Below are 17693 nucleotides of genomic sequence, written 5' to 3' on the forward strand. Positions count from 1 at the left end.
TAGATAAGCTTTTCTACTTGATAAAATATGGTACAATAATCGAATATTAAAAACAAGGTAAGGAAGTGTCTCAAACATGAAGGTTGCGAAGTTTGGCGGGAGTTCAGTTGCAAGCGCAGAGAAATTTAAACAGGTTGCGCATATTGTAACGTCTGATAAAGAGAGAAAGCTGGTAGTTGTATCAGCTCCGGGCAAGCGATACGGAGAAGATACAAAAATGACAGATTTGCTAATCGCACTTTCTGCCAAAATACAGCTTGGAGAAGATTACGTCGATGAGTTTGGGCAAGTAATTGATCGCTATCGTGAAATCGTTGTGGACTTGTCTATGCCAGAAACGATTATTACTGACATTATTACGAATTTACAATCACTTATTGATTTACATAAAAACGATCCATTTCGCTTATTAGACTGTCTAAAAGCAAGTGGAGAAGATAATAACGCAAAGGTAATGGCTGCTTATTTAAACCATTTAGGGTTTGAAGCTCATTATGTAAATCCAAAAGAAGCAGGTATTTTTGTTTCTGATGAACCCGGAAGAGCAAGAGTGCTTCCACTGTCTTATGAAAAACTACCGCAGCTAAGAGAGCGTTCGGGCATTTTGATAATTCCAGGATTCTTTGGCTACTCTGAAGAAGGGAACATGGTTACGTTCTCGCGCGGTGGGTCAGATATCACAGGCTCAATTGTAGCAGCGGGAGTAAAAGCTGATTTGTATGAAAACTTTACCGACGTAGATGCTATTTATAGCGTAGATCCAAGACTTGTGGAAAAGCCTCATGAAATGAAAGAAGTAACATATAGAGAAATGCGTGAACTATCCTATGCAGGTTTTTCTGTCTTCCATGATGAAGCACTAGAGCCGGTTTATAAACTAGGCATTCCTGTATGTGTAAAGAATACAAATAATCCTGAAGCAAAGGGTACATTTATTGTAGCTGAGCGTCCTCACGGAGATACGCCGGTAGTTGGAATCGCTGGGGACAAAGGTTTTTGCAACATCCACGTGAGCAAATACTTATTAAACCGTGAAATTGGTTTTGGCAGAAGATTGCTTGAAATTTTAGAGGATGAAGGTATTTCATACGAACATACCCCTTCAGGAATTGATAATATCTCTGTCATCATGCGCGAGCATCAGCTTACGCCAGATGTGGAAAAGCGTGTATTTGCTCGAATTGAAAAAGAACTTGAAGTAGATGAAATCTTTATTGAGCGTGATCTTGCTATGGTTATGGTAGTAGGAGAAGGAATGAATAGCACAGTAGGAATTGCTGCAAAAGCTACAGAAGCTTTTGCTCGTGCTGAAGTGAATCTTGAAATGATCAACCAAGGTTCTTCTGAGGTGAGCATGATGTTTGGTGTGAAAGCAGACGCTTTAGACCGTGCTGTTCAAGCTCTTTACAATACGTATTTTAACAGCATGTACAGTATTTCTTATTCTAATGTAAAATGAACAAGACGAAAAACCCCGCTTTCTTTTTAGAGAGCGGGGTTTTCTAGTGAAGGCGTATAAAAATCGAATTTGTGGACATAAAGGGAAGGAAGAGTGAAGTCAAAGGAGGAAATGCAGTGAAGAAACGACCCTTTTTCATATTCTTTTCCCTTATAGGTATTAGCGTACTTTCAGCATGCCACAATGATGATGCAGCACCGGCAAAAGAAGCTCAAAATAAACAAGGCGTGACGAATGGCGGAACGCCGATGAGCTATGATAATCAAAGTGAAAACACATCTTTTAACTTTTCAAAATTTGATTTAGAAGTAGACTATAAGGGGCTTAACAATGATTATGAAGCTGACTATGAAAATGAAAATGATGAGATAGAAGCCAAAGTGGATGATAATATTAACGATGAGCACTTGAGTGGAGACAAAGCTTTTAATAAATTATCTTCAAAATTTAAAAAGTTAAATTTTGACCAGCGCACGCCCGATGAAGATGTAAAAAAGGAAGTAATCGATGCGTTTGGTCTGAAAAAAGATTTTCAGTCGTTTGAATTAGAAGTTCGTTTTTCAAACGGAACGGAAAAAGAATACAATTTTAAACAAAAGTAAGACGTTAAAGCAAAGTATTTTAGTTGAAGGAAAATCCGAACGATGAATCGAGGTTCTTCATTAAGAATCCAACTCGTTCGGATTTTTTCATTGGTAGGGTGAACGTAGGTTTCATGTGTTTAGTTGCTTCTAGCGGTTGATTGGAGCGCAAGCGACGAGGAGGCTCACCGGCCGCCCGCGGAAAGCAAAGCCTTGCACGGAAATCAACCGCGGTGTAACAAGCAGTCTAGCTCTTTAATCCCCTTTGTTCGTTTTCAGATTGGATTGATATAGTTATGTCTTAATCTTATTTTTGATGTCTAAAAAAAGGAAAATAGTGAAAGGATGGTGATAAATAAGCAAAAGGAGGAATCACGGATGCAAAAGTGGATAATGAACGGATGTGTAGTCTTTGTTCTGTTATTGTTAGGAGCATGCAGCATGGTAAAAGAGCAAAATAACGCTCATGAAAACCACCTGAAAACAGAGGAAGCGAAAGAAACAAGCGAAGTATCGGTAGAACCTGTTAAAGTGGATTTAACGAATACATCAGGCAAAAAAGTAGGAGAGGCTACCCTGTCAGAAGCAAAGAACGGAGTGCAAATTAAATTAACTGCTCAAGGTCTTTCACCGGGAAGACATGGATTTCATATTCATGAAATAGGAAAATGTGAGGTGCCGGATTTTAAAACAGCGGGTGCCCATTTTAATCCTTTTAAACGTGAACACGGTTTTAAAAATACAAAAGGCCCGCATGCAGGTGATTTGCCCAATCTAGAAGTTGCTCCAAATGGCAAAGTAGATACAGAAATTTTTGCTTCTCTTGTCACGCTGCAAGAAGGAAAGCCGAATTCTCTTTTGGATATGGATGGGTCGGCATTAGTGATACATGATAAAGTCGACGATTACACAACGGATCCTTCAGGAAACTCAGGAGATCGGATTGTTTGTGGAGTGATTACAAAATAATCCAAAAAGCTGTGAGATCATTCACGGCTTTTTTATTTCAGTAACGAGCCGCTTCTAAATTGCGGTCAGCTTCTTTTTTTTGCACAATAGAAGAAAGAGCTAAAGAAGGTGAAAACATGCATAAGCAAGTTGTCGTAATAGGCGGAGGAATAGGTGGGTTAACAGCGGGAGCGCTTTTAGCTAAACATGACTATGAAGTGACGGTTTTAGAAGCTTCTCGAGAATGGGGAGGCTGTGCAGGGAAATTTCAGCGCCATTTGTATACGTTTCCTGTTGGAGCGACGCTTGGAATGGGATTTGAGCACGGAGGGATACATGAGCGGATCGGCACGTACCTTGGCCTAGAAATTGAAAAGGTTTCTCTTGAGAAAATCATGAAAGTTCATCTTCCTCATCGTGCACTGATTTATTATCAAGACCGGTATCAGCATATTTCCTATCTTCAAAAACAATTTCCTCATAAAGCAAAGAATATTAGGAGCTTTTATGAAAATGTTTTTAGAATTGCAAAAGAAATTCGCAAGCTTATGCAGTCTCTGCCTGTTCTTCCTCCTCTGACAGTCGGTGAGTGGAGCAGGCTGGTAAGTTCGTTGAATTTTGGTTCTGTGAAGCTGTTGCCTTATTTTCATCAATCGTTTAGTTATTTACTAAAAAAACACAGCTTGCTAGACGAAGCGGACTTTCTTCATTTTATTGATGGTCAATTAATAGACAGCATGCAGACAACGAGTGAGAACTGTTCAATGCTTATTGGATGTTTAGCGTTGGATATTTATCAAGAAGGAGCTTTTTATGTGAATGGCGGCTTATACAAAGTCGCAGAAGCGCTGCAAAAATCGATTAAAGCCAACGGAGGAAAAACGACTCTAGGAAGGAAAGTAGTAAAGATAGAGCGTGATAATGACGGGTGGATAGTGCATGATCATAGAGGTAACCATTACCGTGCATCAGACGTTGTATGCAACGCGCCGGTTCAAAGCTTAAAGTCTTTGCTGCATGATGAAGATTACCAACATGTTCATAAGCGCGCAAAAGAAAAAAGCGAGCTTCCGCAGTGGGGAACGTTTTCGATGTATTTTGCGATTGATGAAAGAAATCTGCCGCAAAAGGTAGAGTTGTTTCAGCAAGTACTTCAATCCGAACGAGGAGAAATGACGGAAGGAAATCATTTATTTATCTCAGTCTCTCATCCTGATGATCGTTTTCGTGCGCCTGAAGGCAAGCATACAATTACAGCGTCTACTCACATTGACCTTAGCAAGTGGAGTAACAAAGAAGCCTATGACCTTCAAAAACAAGTTCTTGAGAAAAAAATGATAGCAGGCATTAAAACAATTATTCCTAGCATTGAAAAAGCAGAGCATCAAATTTCAGGAGCACCTAAAGCGTGGGAGAGGTTTACTTCTCGTCCAAACGGCGGAGTGGGAGGCTTTCCGCAAACGTTAGATCATGCCTTGTTTAACAGTGTTTCGCACCGATCTGGCTTAAAAGGAATGTGGTTATGCGGAGATACAGTGTTTCCAGGAGCGGGAACTATAGGCGTATCGGTAAGCGGCTATCATGTGTTTCAAAGTATAACGTCTCATCGCCATACGTTACCTTAACATTTCTTACATACAAGCTACTATTGTTCATACCATCAAAAAACACCGGCCCTATTACCATAGGGCCGGTGTTTTCAGGAGAGGAACAGCTTCCACCACTTCCGTTTTCGCTTCATGTCAGCAGCGGCGGTTTGTCTAAAGGTTTGGACAAAATCACTAAACATCTCTTCGCGTTCAGCTACGCTTTGACGATGAAGCTTGCGTTCTTTCTCCATTTCTTTTAAATAATAGACTCGTTCCTCATTCATTGAATCAATTAAATCACGAAGCTCTTCTGTCGTATTAGTTGAAGAATTGTTTAATTTTTCAACCATAAATTTTACTTGATTCATCGCAACGGTGGAATTGCTTGAGAATCGGTCTAATAAATACTGCATTTCTTTAGAGGATTCATCCGCATTCTCCATGACATCTTTCATGAACAGGCGCATATCCTCGGTTTTCTCTTCAGCGATTGTTGAATAATCTTCAATCAAAGAAGTGACTTCATCAAACGATTTTTCATTAGAGCGGATAATTTTTTTAGACATATTTTCTACATCTCTTGCGCTGCGTTCTGACGACTCAGAGATGTATGCCCCGACCGACTCCACCATTTCTACAGTTTGAGTAGCACTTTTTTCAAGCTCTCTTTTTACTTCTCCGACAATTTCTTCGCGAACTTCATTTCGCATTCCTTCTCGCATTTCTTTTAACAAATCAGCTTTAAACGTATCAAGTACTTCAAACACATCTTCATAGCGGCGAACAGCTTCTACTAATTCCCCTTGAAGCAGTTCTTTTTCATTCACAACAAGGTCGTTTGGTTTTGGCTCTTCAATAGAAGCAGAAATAGCCTGCTTTTCTTCTTCAGTAGCTAATCGTGCTTCAGGTATAGGAGGGGTCTTCTCTTGCTTATTTTCTGAAATGCTTTCCTGCTTTTCAGCAGCTTTTTTCTTTTCTTGCTTCATTTGTTTATTGGAATGTTCTTGAAAATCAATGACGTTTTCTTTTTTAGAAGTTTTCAACTTTGCTGGTTCCTCTTCTTTTGAAACCGCTGCCTCTGATTCCATCACTAAATGCTCCTGTTCTTCTTGTTCTTTGATAAGCAGCTGAACGTATTCTTTGACTTCATCTAACGTACATTGTTCATCAAACAGCTGTTTAATATCATTAAATAATTCAATTTGTTCCTCTGTATAGACACGGGCCCCATCTACTCGTTCAATTGTTAAATAGCTGCCCAATAATTTTTCCCATTGTTTTAGCGTTTTCTTTTCTACCTCTAATTGAGCACTTACTTTTTTAATTGTATATGTCTCCATCATTTTTCATTTCCTCCCTTATCTATTTTCATCCAACTATGTAATGGATTATTTGTTGTATGTTGTATTCACCATATCTTCACTTGTTTTCCTGCTAGGTGACAAAGGTTGTCAAAACTAGACGACATTAGCCTTCTATGTAAAGAAAACGCATATTTTGTAAAAAAATGTACAGAAATGCGCAAATGGCAAAAATGGAAAATACAAAAGAAAAGGAGAGTATAGAAAACAGTTGACGGGAAAAAATGAATCCTATAAGATGAGTTTAAATGTTTAAGTTCTTGAACATATAAACATAAGGAGTGAACACGATGTCACAGCATTATGCGCTCATCACCGGTGCGTCGGGAGGAATAGGTAAAGAGTTAGCTTATCAATTCGCAAAGGATGGGCATCCTTTAATTTTAGTTGCCAGAAGCGCTGATAAACTAACAGCTATTGGAGAGAATTTAAAATCTACTTATAATATTGAAGTGATAACGGTTGTTAAGGATTTATCAAGAGAAGAAGAGATACAGTCACTATATGAAGAACTTAAAAATAAAAAAATGCACGTTGATTATTTAGTGAACAATGCTGGTTTTGGACTATACGGCAAATTTATTGAAACAGCTTTAGATGAAGAGTTAAACATGATTGATTTAAATATTCGAGCATTAACTCATTTAACAAAATTATTTTTACCGGATATGGTCAAAAGAAACCGTGGGAAAATTTTAAATATTGCGTCTGTTGCTGGGTTTATGCCAGGTCCGCTTATGACGGTATATTACGCAACGAAAGCGTACGTGTTATCTTTCACAGAGGCCCTTGAAAATGAATTAAAAGGTACCAATGTAACGGTAAGTGCTCTATGCCCGGGTCCAACTAAAACTGGTTTTAGCGACCGAGCCCAGCTAAGCAACTCCAAGCTTTTTCAAAGCGGTGCAATGGATGTAGAAACAGTAACGAAAGTTGGCTATAAAAAATTTATGAAAGGGCAGACGGTTATCGTACCAGGAGTACAGTTTCGCCTTGCTACGTTCATCCCGCGCTTCGTGCCAAGAAAGTGGCTTGCATCCGTTGTCCGAAGAACACAAGAAATTAAATAAAGGAGAATATATATGAGTGAAAAAGCAGTCGAGTTATTTCGTGCCAGCATTCCGATTTTTCAAGCACTAAGCGATTCAGCAAGACAAGATATTATTTTGCTGCTCGCCGAAAAAGAGCCTTTAACCGTTAATGAAATTGCAAACGAGTCTACTCTGTCACGACCGGCAATTTCTCATCATTTAAAAATTTTACGCGATCAAAAGCTTGTGCAAATTGAGCAAAAAGGGACGCAGAGATATTATTCATTAGCTTTAAATGAGGCAGTTGAACTATTAAAAAGCTTGCTTGCTACAGTTGAAGCCGAATGTTTATAGGGAGATGAAAGAGATGAACCACGAGCGATTCTATATCACAGATGAAACGGTCATTGAACATATTGTCTCTACACAAAAGCAGTATTTCTATGCGCAAAAGACAAAGAGTATCAACAGCCGCATTCAAGCGCTGAATAAGCTCAGAGACGCAGTCAAACAAAACGAGCAGAGAATTATGGATGCTTTAAAACAAGATTTAAATAAATCTGCAGTAGAGGCCTACACGTCGGAAATTGGGATTTTACTAGAGGAAATTCGATTTACGCTTAAACATTTAGCAAAATGGATGAAGCCTAAAAAAGTAAAAACCGCTTTAACACACCTGGGCTCTAAAGGAAAAATTGTTCCTGAACCGTATGGAGTCGCGTTAATTATTGCGCCGTGGAACTATCCGTTTCAATTAGCGCTTTCTCCTTTAGTAGGAGCGATTGCCGCTGGGAACACGGCTATTATTAAGCCTTCTGAATTAACGCCTAGCGTATCTCGTGTTATACAAGAATTACTAGCTGAGGCTTTTGATCCAGCATTTGTGACGGTGATTGAAGGCGCTGTAGACACCACAAGCCTGCTTTTAAAACAGCACCTTGATTATATTTTCTTTACGGGAAGTGTAAATGTAGGGAAAATTATTATGCAAGAAGCAGGGAAGCAGCTTATTCCAGTCACGCTTGAGCTAGGCGGGAAAAGTCCGTGCATTGTACATGAAGATGCAAACCTAGATCTTGCAGCAAAACGAATTATGTTTGGCAAAGGAATGAATGCAGGCCAAACGTGCGTTGCTCCTGATTATTTGCTCGTGCATAAAAAAGTGAAAGCGCAGCTGGTAGAGAAACTTCGCGAAGCGATTTATCAATTTTACGGAAGCAATCCGCTTGAAAGCGACCGCTACGGCCGTATTGTCAGTGAGCGCCATTTTACTAGGCTAGTTGAGTTTTTTAAAGACGGAAATGCTATAGTTGGAGGCGGGTACAATAAAAACACGCTAACAATAGAACCTACGGTGTTAAGTGAAGTAAGCTGGACATCAGATGTCATGCAGGAAGAAATCTTTGGGCCTATTCTTCCTATGATTGAATATGAAACACTAGACGAAGTCATTCATAAAGTTCAAGAAAAAGCTAAGCCGTTAGCTCTTTACTTATTTACAGAAAGTGAAGATGTGCAAAACGTCATAACGGAGCGTCTTTCATTTGGAGGAGGCTGTATAAACGATACGCTTATGCATATCGCTACGCCATATTTACCCTTTGGCGGAGTAGGAGAAAGCGGCACGGGTCAATATCACGGAAAAGACAGCTTTCAGACATTTACTCATTTTAAAAGCATGCTGTCTCAAACAACCAAGTTTGATTTGTCATTCCGCTATCCTTCGGAGAAACAAAATTTGAAAATGATCAAAAAATTATTGAAATAAAAGAGCCTCCCGATAGGAGGCTTTTTCGTTATTTTGAAAGTGAAAGCTGTGAAAGCGGCCATTTTTCTTGCGTATACGCCATTTCCCAAAATAAATACTCGAGTTCACAGCTTTTGATGAAGTGATCTTTCATACGGTTACGTTCTTCTTCAGTCGCTTGTTCGGCGAGTTCATCAAGCTTGTTACAAAACCATTGTGTTGTGCCATTCATTTCTTCATTGTTATAAAACTGAATCCATTCATAAAAAGGATGAGAAGGAGATGGATTTACTTGTTCTGTAATGCGCTGGCCAATTTCAACGTACGTCCACGGACATGGAAGAAGCACTGCAATGATTTCCGCTAAGCTGCCTGTATGCGCAACACTTGTCATATGGTTAATGTAATGGCTGGCCGTCGGTGAAAGCGTCTCAGTGTGAAGGTCTTCATAGCGTACGCCTGCTACTTCACAAAAATTATTATGAGGGTGTACTTCACTATGTAATACCGTAGAAATGCCGGCATTAAAGGCTTCCATTTCGGTACGCGTGCGGCATTTCGTTAAAGCAGCGCCGTAAATGCGGACAAATGCTGTTAAGTATTCGTAATCTTGAGAAACGTAGTGAATAAGCGCTTCTTTGGGCACGTTTCCTTCAGCAATTCCTTTAATAAAAGGATGGTTAAAAATGGCTTCGTAAATATAGTTTGCTTCTTGTCTTAATTGAGATGAAAATGACATTAAAATCCTCCTTTAATATGAGGAAGTCACAAACAAGCACATAAAGGAAATAAAAAAACACTCCGTTTATAAACGGAGTGGCAAAGGACAGTAAAAAACTGAACATTGCCACTTTCCTACGCTGGTATGAGCCAGATCAGGTTCAAAGGGATCAAGAAAACTTGTCTCAGCCGGTGGGCACCCCTAGTGGACTTCCTATTAATCTATGTTTAACTTACCATATATTCTGAAAAAAAGAAAGCGTTATGGGAAATTGTGCTCTAACCGTTTTTATCTCTTAAAGAGGTAGCTTCTTAAAGCTATTTTTACTCATTTTTGTTTAAAAATGCATATTTTTAGGGAAGAAGAGGTATTAATGAAGGGAAGAGCCGTTTTCGTCTCCGAAACATTCTCATATAAATAGAAGAAAGGAGAGAACAAAATGGCAAAATTTCGTTTGTATGCTGTATTAAATACAGTAGGCTTGGCTATTACACTACTTGTGAATTATTTAGCAAATGCCATTCCAATAGGAGGCAAAACAACGGGAGAGGCTTCTGCGCAAGTTCCTACGTTGTTTACACCAGCGGGCTATGCCTTTGCTATCTGGGGCGTTATCTATTTGTTATTAACCATTTGGGTTATACGCCAATTTTTTGCAAGAGAAGATCAAAAGGAAATATATGCACGTATCGGCATTTGGTTTTTTCTAAACTGTTTGTTAAATAGTGCGTGGATTTTTATTTTCCAAAACGATTACTATAAGTTATCCCTTTTAGTTATCCTCTTTATCTTAGGTACATTAATGATTGTGTATTCCATTATTCAGCATTCTCGGATGACAACATGGTTTATGCGTCTGCCGATTTCGCTTTATCTTGGATGGATTTCTGTTGCGACTATTGTCAATGTGTTTGTCGTATTTCAAGCAAATGGAATACAGCACTTGCTTGGCCTGAGCGAGTTAGCATGGACGATTATTATGCTGCTGGTAGGAGCTGCGCTGGGTATTATGTTTACATTAAAAAACCGAGACGCTGTTTATCCGCTTGTTTTTATTTGGGCTTATATCGCCATTGCAGTGAAGCAAAGTGTAAATCAGCCAATTGTCATTACTGTCATCATTTCGGTTGTTTTATTAGCAATTGCTATTATTGTCGGGCTGATTAAACGCTATAGACGTTTTTAAAAAGAAACTCTAGCTTTTGTAAGCTAGAGCTTTTTATGATGCTCTTTTGATTGTAAAAAAGCAGCTGTAAAAGCAATTAAGCTAATTAAAATACCAAAAGGAACAACAATTGGTACGAATGATAAAATAAATGTCATAAGTGTAACCTCCATGTTGCATCGGTGCATAATGAAAAATTCAACTTTTTTAAATTGAAGTTCCGCTATTATAGTATGCTAGGCTTTATGTTTGGAGCCTATATGTTTAGAAATAAACGAAAAAGGCAACATACGTTACATACAGGTTATATAGGAGGAGTTAAAATGGAAACTTATTTAGTCGCTTACACAGATAAAGATGATATGGAATATAAACAAGTGACGTGCGAGAGTTATGAAGATGCAGAGCGTACGGTCCTTCGTCTAGAGAGAGAAGGGCATATGCATATTGAAGAAATTTCAAATCAAGAAGCCTACCGTGGAGATGAATCATCGTACAGAGAATAATTTTTGAATAGAAACACCAACCTTAAAATGAAGAAGCAGCTGCTTCTTCATTTTTTCTATTCTATATAGATATCGTCTTATAGAAAAAAGTAAAACGGGAATGATTTTCTTCTGCATTTATGGTACAGTACTAATCAGGTGAGTTTTGAGTTTAGAAGAGGAGAGAGTAACATTATATGAGTAAAGGAAATCAGTGGTCTTCACGCCTCGGTTTTATTTTAGCATCTGCTGGGGCAGCAATTGGTCTAGGCGCGATATGGAAATTTCCATACGTAACGGGAACCAGTGGCGGTGGAGCATTTTTTGCGTTGTTTATTTTATTTACAATTTTTATTGGATTGCCGCTTCTGTTGGCAGAATTTATCATTGGAAGATATACGGGAAAAGAAGCGATTAGTGCTTATAAGGCAATTGCCCCAAAGTCCGCTTGGGTATGGATTGGCAGGCTGGGAGTACTCAGCTGTGTCGTTTTGCTTTCCTTTTACAGCGTCGTTGGCGGCTGGGTGATTTTATATACGATTATGAGCGTAACCGGTATGCTAAGCGGAAAAGAGTACGGCCCGTTGTTCAACGCCGTCATTAGTCAACCATATGTAGTATTAGGTGCACAGGCGCTGTTTTTATTAATTACAGTGTTTGTTATTTCAAAAGGCGTACAAAAAGGAATAGAGCGTGCTAATAAATACATGATGCCGCTGTTATTTACCTGTTTTATCATTATCGTGGTGCGTTCTTTAACATTAGACGGAGCAATGGACGGAGTAAAGTTCTTTTTGAAACCAGATTTTTCAGCCATTACAGGATCATCTATTCTCTATGCGCTTGGTCAGTCGTTTTTCTCGCTTTGCGTGGGGTTATCCTGCATGGTGACATATAGCTCTTATTTAGGGAAAAAAGTAAGCTTGACGCGTTCAGCTGGCACCATTGCTATTTTGAACTTGTTTGTTTCGCTGCTGGCGGGCTTAGCTATTTTTCCAGCTGTTTTTTCGTTTGGATTAAAGCCAACTGAAGGACCTGGACTTTTATTTGTGGTCTTGCCAACAGTATTTGAGAAAATGCCGTTTGGCACCGTCTTTTTAGCACTGTTTTTAATTTTATTTCTATTTGCTACGCTTACGTCTGCTTTTTCACTGCTGGAAATTATGGTAGCTGCTTTAAGCAAAGACGATCAGACAAAACGAACTCGCTACGCTTCTTTATCAGGGATTCTTGTGTTTGTAGTAGGTATCCCATCAGCGCTTTCGTTTGGTGTACTAAAACATGTCTCACTTTTTGGCAGAAGTATATTTGACGTAGCTGACTTTTTTGTGAGCAACTTAATGCTGCCTCTTGGAAGTTTAGCCATTGCGATTTTTGTGACATTTAAAATGAAAAAAGAAGCCGTGTATGAAGAGTTTATTTCAGGAAGTACAAAAGGCGCTAAATTATTTAACGCATGGTTCTTTCTAGTTAAATACGTATTGCCTATTATTATTATAGCTGTTCTATTAAGCTTACTTGTTGCATATTAAATAGGCTGAGACAATAGTATATTAGTTGAAGAAAGCTCCGAACGATTCATCGTTCGGAGCTTTTTATTGGGATGGTGAAGGTAAGTTTAATCGATTTAATTGCTTCTAGCTGTTGATTGGGGCGTAAGACGAAGACTCCTGCGGGAAAAGCGGAACAGGTGAGACCCCGCAGGAGCGTAAGCAACGAGGAGGCTCACCGGCCGCCCGCGGAAAGCGAAGACTTGCACGGAAATCAACAGCGGTGTCACAAGCAACCCATACGAGTTCCTTTACGCCATTTGCTCGCCTTTAGATTGGAGCAATTTCTTATGTCTCAATCTTTTGTTTATTTTGCAAAAACGTGATGTCCGATCGTGATCGTAACCTGTTTTTGGCGAAGCCATTGATCGCTTGTTTTGTCAGGATTAAAGAAAAATAATGAACCTTTTCCTTGACCTCTAAAAGCTAGAGCTTCATTTACAGCTTTTTTTGCTTCAGCATCCGCTGCTTTATTAATTTCACCGTTTTGTACAGGTGTAAACTGTGTACCTTGATAAATGACATCATGAATAGAGTTTGGGAAAGAATTGCTATCTACGCGGTTTAAGACAACTGTTGCTACAGCCACTTTGCCAGCGTAAGGTTCGCCTTTTGCTTCAGCTTGTACAAGGCGAGCTAACAGATCTTTATCACTTTCGCTAATAGAGTTAGGGATTGTTAATGTTTCATTTGCATTAATAGAGTCGGTAGATTTGTGATTCGCTTCTTTTAACTGCTTAACCGTAACGCCGTATTCAACGCCAATCTTGTAAAGAGTCTCTCCGGATTTTACGCGATGGGTTGTTTCAGCGGCATTTGCCCCGTGACTCATGCCGAACATAGGAACTGCTAGTGCTCCAATAATTGCTAGTTTCTTAAACATAAAGTAAGTACCTCCTGAAATCCTTTTGAACGCCCCTTTTATCACAGATCGGTGCGTGCTGTGCACCGAACTTTATATGTACGTTTCAAAGATTAACAGGTGTCAATACATCTTGTCATTGCTTAAAACATACCAATCTAGGAAGATATTATAATAGTTAACAGATAATTTGAAAAATACGTTGACTGATAATAAAGGAGTGAATTATAATGAACGAGTAAATAGTTAACCGTTTAACTGGAGAGATTTTATGGGAGAAAAGATAACGATTCGTGATGTAGCAAAGCATGCAGGGGTGTCTGCAGCTTCAGTATCTTACGTCTTAAACGGAATTAACAAAGTATCCGATGAAACAAAAGAGCGAATTTTAACAGCGGTAAAAGAATTAAACTACGAACCAAATTTAACCGCCGTTAGTCTTTCGAAACAAAAGTCGAATATGATTGGCGTTATGTTCCCGCTTACAGATGATTCACTTTCTACTATATTTAAAGATAACCATTATTACAGCGAAATGATTAGTGGAATTGAATATGTAATCCGTAAGCATGGTTATGATCTAGTCATATCTGGAGCGAGTAGCCCAGCTGATTGCCTAAAATGGATTCGAACGAGAAATATTGATGGTCTTCTGTTTTTAGGAGCCTTCCCGCATCGATTGTATGAGGAAATGAAAGCGTTATCGAATCCGATTGTGCTAGTAGATACATACGAAAGGTACGAACGTGATTATCATCATATTTCTGTAGACGATGAGTATGGAGGATATCTAGCTACAACACATTTAGTGAATTTGGGGCACAAAGAAATTGCCTTTGTTGCTCATCACCTCGTCAATAGTCCAGTGGATAAAAAGAGGTATATAGGCTACGAGAAAGCATTAAAAGAAGCGGGTATTACACCATCAAAGACGTTTGTTTTTGAAGTGAACGAAAGTTCGTTTGATAACGGTTACAATTTAGGGAACAAGCTGCTGCAAGATCATAAGGATATTCGGGCGGTTTTTGCATCCTCTGATACGCTGGCGCTTGGAATTATGAAAGCACTGCAAGAAAAGGGGAAAAAAATTCCACAGGATTACTCAATCGTAGGGTTTGATGACATAACATTTAGTAGCTATGCATCTCCAAGTCTAACAACAATTCGTCAAGATGTATTTAACAAAGGAGTCGTCGCCGCGACGTCTGTTATTCAAGCAATTGAACACCGTTTCAGCACGCTGCAGCATGTAAAATTATCGGTTGAACTTATTATTCGAGATTCTACTGCTAAGCGCGGGTGAATCACAGTAAGTTAACCGGTTAACAAAAGTTTAGCATTTATAAAAAAAGGGGATATAAGTTAGCATTCACAAAAAAAGGGGATATGAAAATGATTAATGTTACAGTATGGAATGAAAATCGTCATGAACAGAAAAATCCGGTTGTAAGAGAAATTTACCCTGAAGGCATCCACGGTGCCATCGCTTCTTTTTTAGAAGAAGGAGGGTTTCGTACGCATACCGCAACATTAGACGAAGTAGAACACGGATTGACTGAAGAAGTATTAAATCAAACGGATGTTTTAGTATGGTGGGGTCATTTAGCACATGACGAAGTAAAAGATGACATCGTTGAGAAAGTAAAGCAGCGCGTGCTAGACGGTATGGGGCTTATTGTCTTACACTCAGGTCACTTTTCTAAGATTTTTAAAACGTTAATGGGCACAAGCTGCGACTTAAAATGGCGTGAAGCAGATGAAAAAGAGCGCTTGTGGGTAGTAGAACCGAGCCATCCGATTGTGGAAGGTATTGGTGAATTTATCGAGCTTGAGCGCGAAGAAATGTATGGAGAGCACTTTGATATTCCAGCACCTGATGAACTGATTTTCACGAGCTGGTTTGAAGGCGGAGAAATTTTCAGAAGCGGCTGCACGTACAAACGCGGAAACGGAAAAGTATTTTATTTCAGACCTGGACATGAAACATATCCAACATACCATAACAAAGACATTCAGCGTGTCATTATGAATGCTATTAAATGGGCGAAGCCAGCAGAGAGAAAACGTCCTGTTTACGGCAATGCGCAACCGCTTGAATCAATCGCTGTTAAAAACTAATTAATAATGCTTAAGCAAAGGGGATAGGAAAGATGGCAAAAGTAAAAATTGGCGTTATTGGGTGCGGAAGCATTGCGCAACACCGTCACTTACCAGAATATAAGATGAATGAACAAGTAGAATTAGTAGCCGTTTGCGATATAAACACAGAACGTGCAAACAGCGTAGCACAGCAGTACGGTGTAAAAGCTTACACAAACTATGAAGAACTTTTAGCAAGCGGTACAGTGGAAGCAGTGAGCGTATGTACGCCCAATTATCTTCATGCGCCTATTTCGGTTGCAGCGTTAAACAGCGGAGTTCATGTCCTGTGTGAAAAGCCGATGGCAACATCAGAAGAAGAAGCGAAAGCAATGATTGAAGCAGCAAAAACAAACGGTAAAAAACTAATGATTGGACATAATCAGCGCTTTGTAGCTTCTCATCAAAAAGCTCGTGAACTTATTGAAAAAGGGGAAATCGGTAAAATTTATAGTTTCCGTACGGCTTTTGGCCACGGTGGTCCTGAAGGTTGGAGCGTGGACGGAAAAGACAGCTGGTTCTTCAAAAAAGACGAAGCGTTTATTGGTGCTATGGGGGATTTAGGCGTTCATAAAACCGATATGCTCCGCTACATATTGAATGAAGAAATTGTAGAAGTGGGTGCATTTGTGGAAAGCAATGCAAAAGACTTTGCAAATGTAGACGACAATGCTGTGTGCGTATTAAAAACGGAAAGCGGGATTATCGGGACGCTTGCGGCAAGCTGGGCTTACAATGGAAAAGAAGATAATTCCACGATTGTTTACGGAGAGAAAGGGATTCTTCGTTTAGAGGACGATCCGACGTATTCATTAGTTGCACAATATGCAACGGGTGAAGTGGTGAACTATGAATTAGGAAAAATCCAGTCGAACGATGAAGGCGGACAAAGTAATTCTCACGTCATTGAACAATTCGTAGATGCAGTTGCAGAAGATAAAGAATCTCCTGTTCCTGGTGAAGAAGGATTAAAATCACTTGCTGTTATTTTAGCAGCTTTAAAATCAAGTCAAACGAAACAAATTACGCGCGTGTAAGAGGTGAAAAACGTGAGAATTGGCATAATCGGAGCAGGAGGGATTGCTGTAAGCAGGCATATCCCAGCATTCAAACAACTGGGTGATGAATGTGTGATTTGGGGGCTTAGCGATATTAATAGTGAAAGAGCCACAGAGGTAGCCAATGAGCATAATATCCCTCACGTATTTGTTGATTATAAAGATATGTTCAAAGAAGTGGATGCGGTGTGCATTTGTACACCCAATAAATTTCACGCCGAGTTTGCAGTAGCAGCGTTAAAAGCAGGCGTTCACGTCCTATGTGAAAAGCCAATGGCGATGTCTAAAGAACAAGGTGAAGAAATGCTTGCTGCCGCTAGAGAATCAGGTAAGCAGTTAGCGATTGCGTATCATTACCGGTTCATGAAAGAAGCGCAGGCGGCGAAAAAAATGATGACAGAGGTAGGACGCCCATTAGTGGCACGTGTCAGAGCAATGCGTCGCCGAAAGGTTCCCGGGTGGGGGGTATTTACGAACAAAGATCTTCAAGGAGGAGGCAGCTTAATTGATTACGGCTGCCATTTGCTTGATTTAACGCTTTGGCTAATGGGAAACCCAAAGCATACTGAAGTACTGGGAAGTACATATAATGACCTGAGTAAAACGCCTAACCAATTAAATCAATGGGGAACATTTGACCATGAAACATTCAGCGTGGATGATCATGTAACGGCCTATATTAAATTTGAAAATGGAGCGTCGCTTCTTTTAGAAACTTCTTGGGCTGCTAATATTGAAGATGATGAAGAGCACGTAAGCATATCAGGGGTAGAAGGCGGTTTAAGCGTGTTTCCGTTTGAACTATACACGTCTAAAAACGGTATGCTCATGAACAGTACGTCACCTTGGATAGATGGAGAAGATGATTACAGCTTAAGTCAGGCTAAAAATTTCGTTGAAGCGTGTAAAGGAAATGCTGAATTAGTGGTAAAGCCACAAGAAGCGCTTCAAGTCTCAGCTATTATTGACGAAATATATCGCACAGGGGGAAATTAAA

At 39.5% G+C, this 17693-nt stretch carries 17 protein-coding genes and 1 riboswitch; of the genes, 14 read left to right on the forward strand and 3 right to left on the reverse strand.

Annotated features, from left to right (window positions below):
* Positions 1-76: 76 nt before the first annotated feature.
* The 4 genes from LIS78_RS11275 to LIS78_RS11290 all read left to right on the forward strand — a co-directional run bounded on the left by LIS78_RS11275 (position 77) and on the right by LIS78_RS11290 (position 4613).
* Positions 77-1459, forward strand: coding sequence for an aspartate kinase (locus LIS78_RS11275; RefSeq protein WP_252285173.1), 1383 nt, complete (start codon positions 77-79; stop codon positions 1457-1459).
* Positions 1460-1575: 116 nt separating this feature from the next.
* Positions 1576-2061: a YusW family protein gene (locus LIS78_RS11280; RefSeq protein WP_195780207.1), complete on the forward strand. Its 486-nt coding sequence runs from the start codon at positions 1576-1578 to the stop codon at positions 2059-2061.
* Between the two features lie 357 nt (positions 2062-2418).
* The gene (locus LIS78_RS11285; RefSeq protein ID WP_195780206.1) at positions 2419-3009 is read left to right on the forward strand and encodes a superoxide dismutase family protein; all 591 of its coding nucleotides are present in this window, start codon (positions 2419-2421) and stop codon (positions 3007-3009) included.
* Between the two features lie 116 nt (positions 3010-3125).
* Complete coding sequence (locus LIS78_RS11290) at positions 3126-4613, forward strand: FAD-dependent oxidoreductase (protein ID WP_252285174.1); 1488 nt, start codon at positions 3126-3128, stop codon at positions 4611-4613.
* A 74-nt stretch (positions 4614-4687) separates the two neighbouring features.
* Here the strand turns inward: LIS78_RS11290 and LIS78_RS11295 are convergent, their stop codons facing one another.
* Positions 4688-5920, reverse strand: coding sequence for a helix-turn-helix domain-containing protein (locus LIS78_RS11295; protein WP_195780204.1), 1233 nt, complete (start codon positions 5918-5920; stop codon positions 4688-4690).
* 308 nt (positions 5921-6228) lie between these two features.
* Here LIS78_RS11295 and LIS78_RS11300 point away from each other — a divergent pair, with 308 nt between their 5' ends.
* The 3 genes from LIS78_RS11300 to LIS78_RS11310 are packed head-to-tail and all read left to right on the forward strand — an operon-like array spanning position 6229 to position 8737.
* On the forward strand, positions 6229-7008 hold the full coding sequence (locus LIS78_RS11300; protein ID WP_209151585.1) for an SDR family NAD(P)-dependent oxidoreductase: 780 nt from the start codon (positions 6229-6231) through the stop codon (positions 7006-7008).
* 12 nt (positions 7009-7020) lie between these two features.
* Positions 7021-7323 (forward strand): ArsR/SmtB family transcription factor, encoded by a 303-nt coding sequence (locus LIS78_RS11305; protein ID WP_033578848.1) that lies wholly within the window; start codon positions 7021-7023, stop codon positions 7321-7323.
* 13 nt (positions 7324-7336) lie between these two features.
* Positions 7337-8737, forward strand: coding sequence for an aldehyde dehydrogenase (locus LIS78_RS11310; protein WP_195780202.1), 1401 nt, complete (start codon positions 7337-7339; stop codon positions 8735-8737).
* A gap of 28 nt (positions 8738-8765) precedes the next feature.
* Here the strand turns inward: LIS78_RS11310 and tenA are convergent, their stop codons facing one another.
* Complete coding sequence (tenA, locus tag LIS78_RS11315) at positions 8766-9455, reverse strand: thiaminase II (RefSeq protein WP_013056845.1); 690 nt, start codon at positions 9453-9455, stop codon at positions 8766-8768.
* Between the two features lie 96 nt (positions 9456-9551).
* Positions 9552-9650, reverse strand: a riboswitch (TPP riboswitch).
* 226 nt (positions 9651-9876) lie between these two features.
* Here tenA and LIS78_RS11320 point away from each other — a divergent pair.
* The 3 genes from LIS78_RS11320 (at position 9877) to LIS78_RS11330 (ending at position 12619) form a co-directional block, all read left to right on the forward strand.
* Entirely contained in the window at positions 9877-10623 is a 747-nt protein-coding gene (locus tag LIS78_RS11320) for a TspO/MBR family protein (protein WP_209151588.1), read from the forward strand.
* Between the two features lie 302 nt (positions 10624-10925).
* Complete coding sequence (locus LIS78_RS11325; RefSeq protein WP_013056847.1) at positions 10926-11108, forward strand: hypothetical protein; 183 nt, start codon at positions 10926-10928, stop codon at positions 11106-11108.
* Between the two features lie 176 nt (positions 11109-11284).
* Positions 11285-12619, forward strand: coding sequence for a sodium-dependent transporter (locus LIS78_RS11330; protein WP_209151589.1), 1335 nt, complete (start codon positions 11285-11287; stop codon positions 12617-12619).
* A gap of 325 nt (positions 12620-12944) precedes the next feature.
* Here LIS78_RS11330 and LIS78_RS11335 read toward each other — a convergent pair whose 3' ends face one another.
* A complete protein-coding gene (locus tag LIS78_RS11335; protein WP_209151590.1) occupies positions 12945-13520 on the reverse strand; it encodes a cell wall hydrolase in 576 nt (191 codons plus the stop codon).
* Between the two features lie 250 nt (positions 13521-13770).
* On the opposite strand from LIS78_RS11335, the gene LIS78_RS11340 reads away from it, so the two are divergent.
* From LIS78_RS11340 to LIS78_RS11355, 4 genes are all read left to right on the forward strand, one after another.
* On the forward strand, positions 13771-14802 hold the full coding sequence (locus LIS78_RS11340) for a LacI family DNA-binding transcriptional regulator (RefSeq protein WP_209151591.1): 1032 nt from the start codon (positions 13771-13773) through the stop codon (positions 14800-14802).
* Between the two features lie 89 nt (positions 14803-14891).
* Positions 14892-15617, forward strand: a complete 726-nt coding sequence (locus LIS78_RS11345; RefSeq protein ID WP_013056851.1) for a ThuA domain-containing protein — start codon at positions 14892-14894, stop codon at positions 15615-15617.
* Positions 15618-15649: 32 nt separating this feature from the next.
* Positions 15650-16675, forward strand: a complete 1026-nt coding sequence (locus tag LIS78_RS11350; RefSeq protein WP_016763946.1) for a Gfo/Idh/MocA family protein — start codon at positions 15650-15652, stop codon at positions 16673-16675.
* Positions 16676-16687: 12 nt separating this feature from the next.
* Positions 16688-17692, forward strand: a complete 1005-nt coding sequence (locus LIS78_RS11355) for a Gfo/Idh/MocA family protein (RefSeq protein WP_209151592.1) — start codon at positions 16688-16690, stop codon at positions 17690-17692.
* Position 17693: the final 1 nt, after the last annotated feature.

It is taken from the genome of Priestia megaterium (genome assembly GCF_023824195.1).
GTDB classification, from domain to species: Bacteria; Bacillota; Bacilli; order Bacillales; family Bacillaceae_H; genus Priestia; species Priestia megaterium_D.